Below are 13,860 nucleotides of genomic sequence, written 5' to 3' on the forward strand. Positions count from 1 at the left end.
CTGACGGCCAGTTACTGGACCGCGTCTCCTAGTGGGCGCTGCGGGCAAGCGCCAGAATGACACGCAAGTCATTCCAGTACAGGGTTTATCTCGTACAAAAATGAACGCCTAAGATGCAGTAATGGCTGTCCCGTCGCGCCCCCCAGGCTCACAGAATACCTCGAGCAGTTTCAAAACGAGGGGTGGAATAATGAGAATCGGATTCATAGGTACAGGAAGCATGGGCCAGGCCATGTTGCCGCTGCTGGTCCGCGCAGGCCACCGCGTCAGTGTATGGAACCGCAGCGTCCGAGCACTGGAAAATCTGGAGGGAGTATATCGCCTGGGCACGCCAGCGGCGGCTTTCAAGGAGGATGTGGTCATCAGCATGCTCGCTGATGATCAGGCGGTGCACGAGGTACTGCTGTCGTCCGGGGCGCTGCAAGAGGCTGCCGAACACTGCACGCATGTCGTGATGTCGACCCTGTCGCCCTTGCTCATGGAACAGCTGCAAACACTGCATGAGCAGTTAGGGCTGGCCTTTGTGGCCGCGCCGGTGTTCGGTGTGCCGGTAGTGGCCAGCAAAGGCGAGCTGAACATTCTGGCAGCAGGCCAGGATGCGGCAATGGCTAGAGTTCAACCGTTATTCGATGTGCTCGGCAAAAAGACCTGGCACCTGGGCCATCACCCGGTACAGGCCTGTATTGCGAAAATCGCGGGAAACATGATGATCGCACAAGCCATCGAGTCCCTTGCCGAGGCAACTGCGCTCATCCAGTGCTATGGGCTGGATGCAGGCCCCTTTGTGGAACTGATGACCCAGACGCTCTTTGCCTGCCCCAGCTACCAGCGCTACGGGCAGAACATTGTGAACGGGCGCTACGAGCCGGGCTTCAAGCTTGTCCTGGGGCTTAAAGACATTAACCTGGCGATCGCTTCCGGCAGCGACAAGGGTTTGCAATTGCCGGCCGCCGAAATAGTACGCTCAAGAATGACCACGGCGATCGCCCAAGGTTTGGGCAAGCAGGATTGGTCGGCGTTCTCTAGCATCGTCACATCAGGGGACCGAGTGGCTTGATACCCCAATGGGAAGACCCGCATGGGCCCAGCGCTTCATCAAACCGGGTCATATCGTGTTCTGCGCTGACTGGCCAGGGCACGGGAGGGTCTTAACCCGGCCTCCGGTTCTTACCGCCACTTCCACCGCCAACCTGCTCTGCTGGCCAGCGATAGTCACCGATAGCTGCCGCAACCTATTTATTTGAAGATCAATACGTTACAGCAGCTTTTCGATAGCTAGCGATAGTTCCCGAAGGACGTCAATTCACTCCCACTCGATGGTGGCAGGCGGCTTGCTCGACACGTCGTAGGTGACGCGGGAGATGCCATCGATTTCGTTGATGATCCGGCCGCTGACCGTTTCCAGCAGCTCGTATGGCAGGTGTGCCCAGCGAGCGGTCATGAAGTCCACGGTTTCCACGGCGCGCAGGGCGACGACCCAAGCGTAGCGACGGCCGTCACCGACCACGCCCACCGATTTCACCGGCTGGAACACCACGAACGCCTGGCTGGTCTTGTGGTACCAGTCGGCTTTGCGCAGTTCTTCGATGAAGATATGGTCGGCACGGCGCAGCAGGTCGGCGTATTCCTTCTTCACTTCGCCGAGAATACGCACGCCCAGGCCCGGGCCCGGGAATGGGTGGCGGTAGACCATGTCGTACGGCAGGCCCAGTTCCAGGCCGATCTTGCGCACTTCGTCCTTGAACAGCTCACGCAGTGGCTCGACCAGCTTGAGGTTCATCTCTTCCGGCAGGCCGCCAACGTTGTGGTGCGACTTGATCACGTGGGCCTTACCGCTCTTGGCGCCAGCCGACTCGATCACGTCGGGGTAGATGGTGCCTTGGGCGAGGAACTGGATGTTCTCCAGCTTGCTGGCTTCGGCATCGAACACGTCGATGAAGGTACGGCCGATGATCTTGCGCTTCTTCTCCGGGTCGGCTTCGCCGGCCAGGTTGTCGAGGAATTGCTGTTCGGCGTTGGCGCGGATCACCTTGACGCCCATGTTCTCGGCGAACATGGCCATCACCTGCTCGCCTTCGTGCAGGCGCAGCAAACCGTTGTCGACGAATACACAGGTCAGTTGGTCGCCAATAGCGCGGTGCAGCAGAGCGGCGACCACCGAGGAGTCGACACCACCGGACAGACCCAGCAGCACGTTGGCCGAACCAACCTGCTCACGGACCTGGGCAATGGCGTCCTCGACGATGTTCGAGGCGGTCCACAGGGCTTCGCAGCCGCAGATATCGAGGACGAAGCGCGACAGGATGCGGCCGCCCTGCTTGGTGTGGGTCACTTCCGGGTGGAACTGCACGCCGTAGTAGCCACGCTCATCGTCGAACATGCCGGCGATCGGGCAGCTTGGGGTGCTGGCCAGCACGTGGAAGCTTTCCGGCATCTGGGTGACTTTGTCACCGTGGCTCATCCACACGTCCAGACCGAACACGCCGTCATCGTCGATGTGATCTTCAATGCCGTCGAGCAGGCGGCTCTTGCCGACCACGTCGACACGGGCGTAGCCAAACTCGCGCAAGTCGGAACCTTCGACCTTGCCGCCCATCTGCTCGGCCATGGTCTGCATGCCGTAGCAAATGCCCAGCACCGGCACGTTCAGGTCGAACACGGCCTGTGGCGCACGCGGGCTGTTGGCTTCGTGGACCGACTCGGGGCCGCCGGCGAGGATGATGCCGCGCGGGTTGAATTCGCGGATCGCTTCATCGTCCATGTCGAACGGATGCAGTTCGCAATACACGCCTATCTCGCGCACGCGGCGGGCGATCAGTTGGGTGTACTGGGAACCGAAATCGAGGATCAGGATACGGTGAGCGTGAATGTCGAGGGCCATGACTCAATCTCTGATGCAGCTGCGAGCTTCGAGCCGCAAGCTGCAAGTTGATCGGGGAATACGCGGTAGCTGCTGCAGCGCAGCTACCGCTTGTAGCTAGAAACTTGTTACTGGAGGCGTCAGCCGACCCGGTAGTTTGGCGCTTCCTTGGTGATCTGCACGTCATGCACATGGGACTCGGCCATGCCGGCACCGGTGATGCGCACGAATTCCGGCTTGGTGCGCATCTCTTCAATGGTCGCGCTGCCGGTGTAGCCCATGGAGGAACGCAGGCCACCCATCAACTGGTGGATGATCGCGGCCAGGGCACCCTTGTACGGCACGCGGCCTTCGATACCTTCCGGCACCAGCTTCTCGGCACCGGCCGAGGAGTCCTGGAAGTAGCGGTCCGAAGAGCCCTGGGCCTGGGACATCGCACCCAGCGAACCCATGCCACGGTAGGCCTTGTAGGAGCGGCCCTGGAACAGCTCGACCTCGCCCGGGGCCTCTTCGGTGCCGGCGAACATCGAACCCATCATGACGCAGGAGGCACCGGCGACGATGGCCTTGGACAGGTCACCGGAGAAGCGGATGCCACCGTCGGCGATCAACGGCACGCCAGTGCCTTCCAGAGCAGCGGCGACGTTGGCGATGGCGCTGATCTGCGGCACACCGACACCGGCGACGATACGGGTGGTGCAGATCGAGCCTGGGCCGATACCGACCTTGACCGCGTCGGCACCGGCTTCAGCCAGGGCCTTGGCCGCAGCACCGGTGGCGATGTTGCCGCCGATGACCTGCACCTGCGGGTAGTTTTCCTTGACCCAACGCACGCGATCGATCACGCCCTTGGAGTGGCCGTGGGCGGTGTCCACCACCACCACGTCGACGCCAGCGGCAACCAGGGCGGCAACGCGCTCACCGGTGTCCTTGCCAGTGCCGACGGCAGCACCGACGCGCAGGCGGCCCTGGTCGTCCTTGCTGGCCAGCGGATAGGCCTTGGCCTTCTCGATGTCCTTGACGGTCATCATGCCCTTGAGGCTGAACTTGTCGTCAACGATCAGGACCTTCTCCAGGCGGTGCTTGTGCAGCAGTTCGCGGACTTCGTTCTTGTCAGCGCCTTCACGCACGGTGACCAGGCGATCCTTCGGCGTCATCACTTCGCGTACGGTGGCGTCGAGGCGGCTTTCGAAGCGCACGTCACGGGAGGTCACGATACCGACCAAGTCGCCGTTCTCCAGCACAGGAACACCAGAGATGTTGTTCAGGCGGGTCAGTTCGAACAGGTCGCGCACGGTGGCGTCAGCATCGATGGTGATCGGGTCCTTCACCACGCCGGCCTCGAACTTCTTGACCTTGCGGACTTCGGAAGCCTGCTGTTCGATGGTCATGTTCTTGTGGATAATGCCGATGCCGCCTTCCTGGGCCATGGCGATGGCCAGGCGTGCTTCGGTCACGGTATCCATGGCGGCGGAAACCAGGGGGATATTCAGCTCGATGCCACGGGTCAAACGGGTCTTGAGACTGACTTCATTGGGCAGTACCTCGGAATAACCAGGTACAAGGAGAATATCGTCGAAGGTCAGGGCTTCTTGGCTGATACGCAGCATCGCGGGGGCTCCCGGGCGGGAAAAATGGAAGCGCGCCATTATACTCATCCACGGCGCGCCGCTCAATGCAATTCAAACCTCAAGTTACAAGCGGCAGGTTGTAAGAAACCCAGATCGGTACAGGGTCTGCTTTTCTTGTAGCTTGCTGCCGCTTAAAGCTTGCCGCTGACTTGCACCACCGCCACCGGTTGGTCGAGCCAGTCGGCGAAGGCGTCGAGGAAAGCCGGGGTAAATCCGGCCTCGCCCCAGTTGTTGAAGATGAACCCCAGGTTGGAAAAGGCACATGGCTGCAGGAACAGAAAGCCGTTGATGTCATCTTCGAAGCCGCACAGCGGACAGGTAAAGTTGTCACTCACGCCCGGCATCCACTCCTCCAGGCTGTCGAACAGCGGTTCGCCGACCTCTCGGCGGCATTCCGGGCAACCGGCCTCCCCAAGGAAGCCGTCCAGCGGGGTGAAGATGCAGCGCTTGGTCACTACCTCCAGGCCATTGACCTGCTGGCCGAAAGGCAACAGCTTCGGCTCCAGCGCCACCTTGCGCGCGCCCTCCCCCAGGGCATGGCCCATGCGGTTGCCAGTGCGCCCGCAAGTGCTCAGTTGCTCCTCGACGATCTTCTCGCGCACCAGCCAGCGCAGGATGGCCCTAGCGCGCGCCTCGTGCACCGGGACAGTGGACAGTTTGGGAACGATGATGCTCTGGGTGTTCATGTAATGAGGACGGCCTGGAAACTGCGGTAAAGCTTGATTCTACTCGCTCGCTCAAGCACCCAGGTAGCGCCCGATCAGCGCCAGGCCGCTGGCCAGCACCAGCCAGGTGACCAGGCGCACGAAGGCTTCGCGCGAGAGCCGCAAGGTCAGCCGCCGCCCCAGCCAGAGTCCGGCGAACATCACCGGCAGCAGACAAGCCGCAAGCAACAACAAAGAGGCGTCGGCGTAGACGCCCGCCAGCAGGAACAACCCCAGGCGCACCACCGTGCTGCAACTGATCAACGCGCTCTGGGTCGCCCGCGCCTGCTCTTTCGAATCCAGTCGGCCACTCAGGTAAATTGCATAGAGAAAGCCGCCACTGCCGAACAAGGCACCGAACAGCCCGCCCACCGCGCCCATCGGCACGGCCCAGAAACCAGACAGGTTCGCCGGCCGAACCTTCACCGCCAGGCCGTAGAGCGCATAGGCGGTGACGAACAGCCCCATCAGCAGGAGTAGCAGGTCGGACTTGAGCCGCAACAGGAACACCACCCCCAGCGTACAGCCCACCGCCATGCACGGCAGCAGACGCAGCAACTCGCCACGCACCACATCCCGACGGGATGGCAGCAGGTTGCCGAACGCAGCGACGAAGTCCAGTAGCACCAACAGCGGGATGATCCGCGACAACGGCATGAAGTGGAGCAGCACCGGCCCGGCGACCAGTGCCGTGCCAAAGCCTGCGATACCGAAGACGATATAGGCCATGCCAATGCCTAGCAGGATCACAAGCCAGTCGGCACCAAAAGAAGGAAGAGAAGCGAGCATGGCGCACATCCAAGGGAAGACAGGGAAAGGTTAGCCAGACACGAGCCATGCCGACTAGATATGGTTTTTCACTTTTAGTCATCTCGAAACTCGTGGAAATCGCCGAGTACGGCAGCTTCAGGGGTACCTGATTCAGGCCAAATTCAGCGTTCCCCTGCCGCCCGAGTGCATGCGGGAGATCGCTCCTACAGCGCACAGCCCCCTGCATGCCCCAATTCCCAGGGCTGTAGCGGGACCTGTAGGTGCGGGCTTGCCCGCTCCTACAGGTACTGTGTCGCCGACGAATGTTGTACCTGTTCGCCAATGCCACGGTGCCGATACAGCCTTCATCCACTAGCGGCCTGGGGAACCTGCGATTGGACGGCGGTGCGATGAACTCCTGCAGCGAATCCTTTATGATGCCCGCCATGATCAAAGACCCTTTCGAAAGACTCGGCCTGGACCGCGAGGTCCTTACTGTCAGCCAGCTCAACGGCCGCGCCCGCGTGCTGCTCGAGGACGTGTTCCGCAGTGTCTGGGTCGAAGGCGAGATTTCCAACCTCGCCCGCCCGGCTTCCGGCCACATCTATTTCACCCTCAAGGACAGCGGGGCTCAGGTGCGCTGCGCGCTGTTCCGGCAGAACGCCACGCGGGTCCGCCAGGCCCTGCGCGATGGCCTGGCAGTGCGGGTGCGCGGCAAGGTTTCGCTGTTCGAGGGCCGTGGTGACTACCAGCTTATCCTGGATACGGTCGAGCCGGCCGGCGACGGCGCGCTGCGCCTGGCCTTCGAAGCGCTGAAGGAGAAGCTGGGCGCTGAGGGGCTGTTCAGCTCCGAGCACAAGCAGCCTCTACCCGTCCACCCGCAGCGCATTGGCATCATCACCTCGCCCACCGGCGCGGTGATCCGCGACATCATCAGCGTGTTCCGCCGCCGGGCACCGCAGGTCGAACTGACCCTGATCCCCACCGCCGTGCAGGGTCGCGAGGCGATCAACCAGATCGTGCGCGCCCTGCGCCTGGCCGACAACCGCGGTTTCGACGCGTTGATCCTGGCCCGAGGCGGCGGCTCGCTGGAAGACCTTTGGTGCTTCAACGAGGAAGCTGTGGCGCGCGCCGTGGCCGACTGTGCCACGCCCATCGTCAGCGCCGTGGGGCACGAGACCGATGTGTCGATCAGCGACTTCGTCGCCGACGTCCGCGCCCCCACGCCTTCGGCCGCCGCGGAATTGCTGGCGCCAGACAACAGCGACCTGCAACGGCGCCTCGACAGCCTGCAACGACGCTTGCTGCTGCACATGCAGAACCGCCTGGCCCACGACCGCCTGCGCCTGGACAGCCTGGCCCGGCGTCTGCGCCACCCTGGTGAACGCCTGCGCCAACAGGCCCAGCGCCTGGATGACCTGGACATGCGCCTGCGCCGCGCCTTCAGCCAGCAGTTGAACAAGCGCCACGAGCGCCTGGCCCATCTCGGCACGCGCCTGGCCGCGCAACATCCCGGCCGCACCCTGGCCTTGCTGCGCCAGCGCCTGGACAGCTTGAGCGAGCGCCTGCCCCGGGCCATGCGTGATGTGCTCAAGGACCGCCGCCAGCGTTTCCAGGCCCAGTTGCAAACCCTGCAAGTGGTCAGCCCACTGGCTACCCTCGCCCGTGGCTACAGCATCCTGCTCGATGAGCGCGGCCAAGCCATCCGCAGCGCCGCCCAGACCCGCAACGGCCAGCGCCTGACTGCACGCCTCAACGAGGGCGAGTTGCAGGTTCGCGTCGAGGACAACCACCAGACCCCGGTCACCCTTTCTTTACTGGACTGAAACATGCCCCGTCTGCTCGCCCCTCTGCTCGCCCTCTCCCTGCTGCTGCTCGGCGCCCATGCCCAGGCCAGTTACATCACCCGCCAGTTGAACAAACCAGTGCCCGGCGGCGTCGCTGTGATCGACCTTGGCCCGGCAGCCCAAGCGCCGAGCGCACGCTTCGACGGCAAGCCGGTGCTGGTGGTCAAGGAGCAGGACAACTGGCTGGCCATCGTTGGCCTGCCGCTGACCCAGAAGCCCGGCACCGCCACCTTGACCCAGGGGTCGCGCACCTTGAGCTTCACGGTCGGCAGCAAGAAGTACCCCGAACAGCACATCACCCTGAAGAACAAGCGCCAGGTCAACCCCAACCCGGCCGACCTCAAGCGCATCGACCGCGAGCTGGCCGAGCAGATCAAGGCCTATCGCAGCTTCAGCCCCAACCTGCCGAGCAACCTGCTCCTCGACAAGCCGGTCAGCGGTCCGCTGTCGAGCAAGTTCGGCGTGCGCCGGTTCTTCAATGGCGAAGAGCGCAACCCACACGCAGGCCTGGACTTCGCCGTGCCGGCCGGCACTCCGATCAAAACCCCGGCCAATGGCAAGGTGATCCTGGTCGGGGATTACTTTTTCAATGGCCAGACGGTGTTCGTCGACCATGGCCAGGGCTTTATCAGCATGTTCTGCCACATGTCGAAGATCGACGTGAAACCGGGGCAGCAACTGCGTCGTGGAGACGTGGTTGGCCGAGTCGGCTCGACTGGGCGGGCTACCGGGCCGCATATGCACTGGAATGTCAGCCTGAACGATGCGCGGGTGGACCCGGCGATCTTTATCGGTGCGTTCCAGCCCTGACTAACGCGTCGCTCTTTTCCCGACCCCCACACAGGTTGGCGACGACCTCCTGGACGCTGCCATACCCTTCTGTCTGCGTAGGAGCCCGCACTGCCAACTCAATGGGTTGGCAGTTGCGCCAGGCGGAAGCACTGCGCAACAAGAATTAAACACAAACAAAAATAACGCGATTAAATATCGTAAATCTGTTTTTTTTAAGCATTTCTCTCATTTTTTCCTGAAGGCTTGCCATCCCTCACCTCTCTGGTTAGGGTTGAAGGCATGAAAACCTCCACGACCCTCATTCTGCTTCGCCAACACCGCAGCCTCTGCCTGGTCAGTGCACGACTACCAGGGTGAATCGCGTCGCCTCGCCTTTTCATCTCGTTTTCGTTTGGTAGGCCCGATCACGGCCGCACACTCAAGGATTGCTCCCATGACCATGCTCAAAGACCCTTCGAAGAAGTACCGCGCCTTCCCGACCATCGATCTGCCTGACCGCACCTGGCCATCGAAGACCATCACCCAAGCGCCGATCTGGTGTAGCTCGGACCTGCGTGACGGCAACCAGTCGCTGATCGAGCCGATGGACTCGGCCAAGAAGCTGCGCTTCTGGAAGACCCTGGTTCAGGTGGGCGTCAAGGAAATCGAGGCGTCCTTCCCCTCCGCCTCGCAGACCGACTTCGACTTCGTGCGTACCCTGATCGAAGATGGCCACATCCCGGACGACACCACCATCCAGGTGCTCACCCAGGCCCGTGAAGATCTGATCGCCCGTACCTTCGAATCCCTGCGCGGCGCCAAGAAGGCCATCGTCCACCTGTACAACGCCACCAGCCCGTCGTTCCGCCGCATCGTCTTCAACCAGGACAAGCAGGGCGTGAAGGACATCGCGGTGAACGCGGCCAAGCTGTTCGTCAAGTTCGCGGCCCAGCAGCCGGAAACCCAGTGGACCTTCCAGTATTCGCCGGAGACCTTCAGCGCCACCGAACTGGAGTTCGCCAAGGAAGTCTGCGATGCGGTGATCGAGGTCTGGAACCCGACCCCGCAGAACAAGATCATCCTCAACCTGCCGGCCACCGTTGAAGTAGCGACCCCGAACGTCTACGCCGACCAGATCGAATGGTTCTGCCGCAACATCAACCGTCGCGACAGCGTGATCATCAGCCTGCACACCCACAACGACCGTGGCACCGGCATCGCCGCCACCGAGCTGGGCCTGATGGCCGGCGCCGACCGCGCCGAAGGCTGCCTGTTCGGCAACGGTGAGCGTACCGGCAACGTTGACCTGGTGACCCTGGCACTGAACCTCTATACCCAAGGCGTCGATCCAGAACTGGACTTCTCCGACATCGACGGCGTGCGCAAGGTCGTCGAAGAGTGCAACCAACTGCCGGTGCACCCACGTCACCCGTACGTTGGCGATCTGGTGCATACCGCGTTCTCCGGCTCACACCAGGATGCCATCCGCAAGGGCTTCACCCAGCAGAAGGACGACGCTCTGTGGGAAGTGCCTTACCTGCCGATCGATCCAGCCGACATCGGCCGCAGCTACGAGGCAGTGATCCGCGTCAACAGCCAGTCCGGCAAAGGTGGCATCACCTACCTGCTCGAACAGGAATACGGCATCAGCCTGCCACGCCGCATGCAGATCGAATTCAGCCAAGTGGTGCAGGGTGAGACCGACCGCCTGGGCCTGGAGATGACTGCACAACAGATCTACAACCTGCTGCACCGCGAGTACCTGCAGGCCAACGCCCCGTATGCGCTGGTCAGCCACCGCCTGCAGGAAGAGAACGGCCACAGTGCTGTGGAAGTGGAAGTCTCCAGCGAAGGCGAGACCACCCTGCACTGGCGCGGCAAGGGCAATGGCGCCCTCGAAGCCTTGGTCGCCGGCCTGCCGGTCGCTGTGGAGATCATGGACTACAACGAGCACGCCATCGGCGCAGGCACCAATGCCAAGGCAGCGGCCTACATCGAACTGCGCGTGGCCGGCGGACGTCCGGTGCATGGCGTGGGCATCGATGAAAACATCACCAGCGCCAGCTTCAAGGCACTGTTCAGCGCCCTGAACCGCTCGCTGAGCCAGCAGGCAGCCAAGGCGGCTTGATCCTTCGATAATGCACCGACCAAAAGCCCGCATCCTTGGATGCGGGCTTTTTCATGACCATAAAAAAAGGGGCGCCGACCAAGCGCCCCATAAGCCGTGTAGCACACAACGAATTCGATATCAGTCCAGCAGCGCCATGGCCTCCGCACTGCAAGCCTCGATGCGCGCCCAGTCGCGGTTCTTGATCCAACCACTGTCGAGCATCCAGGTCCCGCCCACGCACATGACATTGGGCAGGGCCATGTAGTTGCGCACGTTGGACGGGTTGACGCCACCAGTAGGGCAAAAGCGGATGTCGCCAAAAGGACCGCCGAAGGCCTTGATCGCTGCCACACCGCCGCTGATTTCCGCCGGAAACAGCTTGAAGCGCCGGTAGCCCAGGGCGTAGCCCATCATGACTTCCGACGGCGTGCTGATCCCTGGCAGCAGGGGAATGTCGCTTTCCACGCCTGCCTCGAGAAGATCCGCAGTGATGCCTGGGGTTACGACGAACTGCGCACCAGCAGCCTCGACGGCGGCAAACATCGTACGGTCCAGGACGGTACCGGCACCAATGCACAGTTCAGGGCGCTGCTCACGCAGTACCTGGATGGCCTTGAGGCCATGCTCCGAACGCAGTGTCACCTCGAGGGTCTTGATGCCGCCGGCCGCCAGGGCATCGGCCAGCGGAAGGATGTCTTCCTCGCGGGCGATGGTGATCACCGGCAGGATGCGCGCCTGGCCGCAGATCGCGTCGATCCGGGCGGTTTTCTCGGCCATGGAAAGCAGAGGCTGTGGGCGTTCAAGCGTGGTCATAACAGCGGATCCTTGGCTCATGGGCACCAGTAAATGTCCAGGGGGTCTTGAAGAAAGGCGCGAATCGGCATCCTGGCCGGGTCATCGCCCGCCAGCGCGGCGCGCAGGGTATCGAGTTTGCCTTGGCCTTGCACGGACAGCGCGGTGAAAGCGGCGCTGGCCAGCAATGCCCGGGTCATGCTCAGGCGCTGGTGCGGCACGCTCGGCGCCAACATCGGCAAGCAACGACGTGTGCTCGCCGAATCCAGCCCTTCGCTCAGGTTGGGACTCTCGGGAAACAACGATGCGGTGTGACCATCATCACCCATGCCCAAGACCAGTACGTCGATCGGCGGCAGTTCGGCTAGGGCCTGGTCGGCTTCCTCGGCGGCGGCTTCCAGACTGGAACTGGCGCGATACAAACCGATGAAACGGGCTTTGGCCGCCGCGCCCAGCAACAGGTGGCGCTTGAGCAGGCCGGCGTTGCTGTCGGCATGCTCGACCGGCACCCAGCGCTCATCAGCCAGGCTGACAACCACTTTCGACCAGTCCAGCACCTGGCGTGCCAACTGCTCCAGGAACAGGACCGGGCTGCGCCCACCAGACAGCACTAGGGTGGCCACGCCTTTGTCGGCGATGGCTTGTCGCAGGCGCTCGGCCACATCACGGGCCAGGGTATCGGCCAGCAGCGCCGGGTTGGGCTGCTCGTGCACCTTCACCGTATCCGGTAGTTGCAGTTCAGATATCGCCATACCATGCCCTCCCATCTCGGGTGATCAGTGCGATCGAGCTCATCGGCCCCCAGGATCCAGCCGCATAGGGCTTGGGAGCATCGCCGGCGTTCTTCCAGCCGGCGATCAGTTGGTCGCACCATTTCCATGCAAATTCGATTTCATCCTTGCGCACGAACAGGTTCTGGTTGCCGCGCATCACTTCCAGCAGCAAGCGCTCGTAAGCATCCGGAATCCGCGCACTGCGCCAGGTGTCGGAGAAGTTCAGTTGCAAAGGCCCGCTGCGCAGTTGCATGCCCTTGTCCAAGCCCTGCTCCTTGGTCATCACCCTCAAGGAAATCCCCTCATCCGGCTGCAGACGGATGATCAGCTTGTTTCCGATCTGCAAACGTTGTTCCGGCGCGAAGATGTAGTGCGGCGGTTCCTTGAAGTGGATGACGATCTGCGACAGTTTCTGCGGCATGCGCTTGCCGGTACGTAGGTAAAAGGGCACGCCGGCCCAGCGCCAATTGCGGATATCGGCGCGCAGGGCGACGAAGGTCTCGGTGTCGCTCTGGGCGTTGGCGTTGTCTTCTTCCAAGTAGCCCGGCACCGGCCGGCCTTCGCTGTAGCCGGCGATGTACTGGCCACGCACCACACGGGTGCTCAGGCCTTCGCCGGTGATCGGTGCCAGGGCCTTGAGCACCTTGACCTTCTCGTCACGGATGCTGTCGGCAGAGAGGTCGCTGGGCGGGTCCATGGCGATCAGGCAGAGCAGTTGCAGCAGGTGGTTCTGGATCATGTCGCGCAGTTGCCCGGCCTTGTCGAAGTAGCCCCAGCGGCCTTCGATGCCGACTTTCTCCGCCACGGTGATTTCCACGTGGGAGATGGAGTTCTGGTTCCACTGGGTTTCGAACAGGCTGTTGGCGAAGCGCAGGGCAATCAGGTTCTGCACGGTTTCCTTGCCCAGGTAATGGTCGATGCGATAGACGCGGTTCTCCGGGAAGAACCGGGCCACGGCATCATTCACCCGGCGCGACGACTCCAGATCGTGGCCGATGGGCTTTTCCAGCACCACGCGGGTGCCAGGGCCCAGCCCGACCTTGTCCAGGTTCTCGCAGATCGCGCCGTACACGGCGGCCGCCGTGGCGAAGTAGGCGATCAACGGCAGCTCGCCGCTGACCTGCTCGGCCAGCGCTTGATAGCCTTCGACCTGGAGGAAGTCCACATGCAAGTAGCTCAGGCGCCCCAAGAAGCGCGCCAGGGCCTCGCTGTCGATGTCCGCGGCTGACACATGCTGGCGCAGGTGCGCCTCGATGGTCGCCAGGTGCTCCTCCGGGCTACCGGGCTCACGGGCCAGGGCCAGCAGACGGGTGTCCGAGTGCAGCAGGCCAGCGCGGTCCAGTTGGTAGAGAGCAGGAAACAGCTTGCGCAATGCCAGGTCGCCGAGGGCGCCAAACAGGGCAAAAGTGCAAGGTTCAACACTGATCGCAGCCATGATGTCGGTTCTTTTATAAAGTTGACGTAGAAATACCGTTTTCAAACCCAGTTTTCAAGGGTTAATGTAGTAAAAACCACAACATTTGCTAAGACAGCCATATTCGAGTGGTGTGCTGCCCAAGCCAACAGTACGATAGGCCACCGTGCAAAAAAGCCCGCTGCCACTGGCGGCCGGCTGTCTTCTC

11 protein-coding genes are annotated in these 13,860 nt (G+C 62.4%); 4 read left to right on the forward strand and 7 right to left on the reverse strand.

All coding sequences use genetic code 11. From position 1 onward, the window contains the following. Nucleotides 1-190: 190 nt before the first annotated feature. Nucleotides 191-1,057 (forward strand): NAD(P)-dependent oxidoreductase, encoded by an 867-nt coding sequence (locus ACYU03_RS20465; protein WP_461886445.1) that lies wholly within the window; start codon nt 191-193, stop codon nt 1,055-1,057. Nucleotides 1,058-1,303: 246 nt separating this feature from the next. Here the strand turns inward: ACYU03_RS20465 and guaA are convergent, their stop codons facing one another. From guaA to ACYU03_RS20485, 4 genes are all read right to left on the reverse strand, one after another. After that, complete coding sequence (gene guaA, locus ACYU03_RS20470; protein WP_461886446.1) at nt 1,304-2,881, reverse strand: glutamine-hydrolyzing GMP synthase; 1,578 nt, start codon at nt 2,879-2,881, stop codon at nt 1,304-1,306. 119 nt (nt 2,882-3,000) lie between these two features. Further along, entirely contained in the window at nt 3,001-4,470 is a 1,470-nt protein-coding gene (gene guaB, locus ACYU03_RS20475; protein WP_461886447.1) for an IMP dehydrogenase, read from the reverse strand. 152 nt (nt 4,471-4,622) lie between these two features. Further along, nucleotides 4,623-5,177, reverse strand: coding sequence for a sugar ABC transporter ATPase (locus tag ACYU03_RS20480; protein WP_461886448.1), 555 nt, complete (start codon nt 5,175-5,177; stop codon nt 4,623-4,625). Nucleotides 5,178-5,228: 51 nt separating this feature from the next. Continuing rightward, on the reverse strand, nt 5,229-5,984 hold the full coding sequence (locus ACYU03_RS20485) for a TSUP family transporter (RefSeq protein ID WP_461886449.1): 756 nt from the start codon (nt 5,982-5,984) through the stop codon (nt 5,229-5,231). 407 nt (nt 5,985-6,391) lie between these two features. Between ACYU03_RS20485 and xseA the strand changes: the two genes are divergently transcribed. The 3 genes from xseA to leuA all read left to right on the forward strand — a co-directional run bounded on the left by xseA (nt 6,392) and on the right by leuA (nt 10,691). After that, nucleotides 6,392-7,771, forward strand: coding sequence for an exodeoxyribonuclease VII large subunit (xseA, locus tag ACYU03_RS20490; protein ID WP_461886450.1), 1,380 nt, complete (start codon nt 6,392-6,394; stop codon nt 7,769-7,771). Nucleotides 7,772-7,774: 3 nt separating this feature from the next. Next, nucleotides 7,775-8,602 carry a peptidoglycan DD-metalloendopeptidase family protein gene (locus ACYU03_RS20495; protein ID WP_461886451.1) on the forward strand — a complete coding sequence of 276 codons (828 nt, stop codon included), beginning with the start codon at nt 7,775-7,777 and terminating at the stop codon, nt 8,600-8,602. 415 nt (nt 8,603-9,017) lie between these two features. Beyond that, a complete protein-coding gene (gene leuA, locus ACYU03_RS20500; RefSeq protein WP_461886452.1) occupies nt 9,018-10,691 on the forward strand; it encodes a 2-isopropylmalate synthase in 1,674 nt (557 codons plus the stop codon). Nucleotides 10,692-10,811: 120 nt separating this feature from the next. On the opposite strand, the gene ACYU03_RS20505 is transcribed toward leuA, so the two are convergent. Genes ACYU03_RS20505 through zwf form a run of 3 tightly spaced genes read right to left on the reverse strand, consistent with a single transcriptional unit; the run spans nt 10,812 to nt 13,673 of the window. After that, on the reverse strand, nt 10,812-11,486 hold the full coding sequence (locus ACYU03_RS20505; protein WP_461886453.1) for a bifunctional 4-hydroxy-2-oxoglutarate aldolase/2-dehydro-3-deoxy-phosphogluconate aldolase: 675 nt from the start codon (nt 11,484-11,486) through the stop codon (nt 10,812-10,814). Nucleotides 11,487-11,503: 17 nt separating this feature from the next. Then, nucleotides 11,504-12,217, reverse strand: a complete 714-nt coding sequence (pgl, locus tag ACYU03_RS20510; RefSeq protein ID WP_461886454.1) for a 6-phosphogluconolactonase — start codon at nt 12,215-12,217, stop codon at nt 11,504-11,506. Further along, complete coding sequence (gene zwf, locus ACYU03_RS20515) at nt 12,204-13,673, reverse strand: glucose-6-phosphate dehydrogenase (protein ID WP_461886455.1); 1,470 nt, start codon at nt 13,671-13,673, stop codon at nt 12,204-12,206. Before zwf ends, pgl begins: the two co-directional genes overlap by 14 nt. Nucleotides 13,674-13,860: the final 187 nt, after the last annotated feature.

It is taken from the genome of Pseudomonas sp. X10, from assembly GCF_054889225.1.

What these genes read in the sequence shown, in the direction of transcription:
- ACYU03_RS20465 (WP_461886445.1), top strand. Translation starts at nt 191, where the DNA reads ATGAGAATCGGATTCATAGGTACAGGAAGCATGGGCCAGGCCATGTTG.
- guaA (WP_461886446.1), bottom strand. Translation starts at nt 2,881, where the DNA reads ATGGCCCTCGACATTCACGCTCACCGTATCCTGATCCTCGATTTCGGT.
- guaB (WP_461886447.1), bottom strand. Translation starts at nt 4,470, where the DNA reads ATGCTGCGTATCAGCCAAGAAGCCCTGACCTTCGACGATATTCTCCTT.
- ACYU03_RS20480 (WP_461886448.1), bottom strand. Translation starts at nt 5,177, where the DNA reads ATGAACACCCAGAGCATCATCGTTCCCAAACTGTCCACTGTCCCGGTG.
- ACYU03_RS20485 (WP_461886449.1), bottom strand. Translation starts at nt 5,984, where the DNA reads ATGCTCGCTTCTCTTCCTTCTTTTGGTGCCGACTGGCTTGTGATCCTG.
- xseA (WP_461886450.1), top strand. Translation starts at nt 6,392, where the DNA reads ATGATCAAAGACCCTTTCGAAAGACTCGGCCTGGACCGCGAGGTCCTT.
- ACYU03_RS20495 (WP_461886451.1), top strand. Translation starts at nt 7,775, where the DNA reads ATGCCCCGTCTGCTCGCCCCTCTGCTCGCCCTCTCCCTGCTGCTGCTC.
- leuA (WP_461886452.1), top strand. Translation starts at nt 9,018, where the DNA reads ATGACCATGCTCAAAGACCCTTCGAAGAAGTACCGCGCCTTCCCGACC.
- ACYU03_RS20505 (WP_461886453.1), bottom strand. Translation starts at nt 11,486, where the DNA reads ATGACCACGCTTGAACGCCCACAGCCTCTGCTTTCCATGGCCGAGAAA.
- pgl (WP_461886454.1), bottom strand. Translation starts at nt 12,217, where the DNA reads ATGGCGATATCTGAACTGCAACTACCGGATACGGTGAAGGTGCACGAG.
- zwf (WP_461886455.1), bottom strand. Translation starts at nt 13,673, where the DNA reads ATGGCTGCGATCAGTGTTGAACCTTGCACTTTTGCCCTGTTTGGCGCC.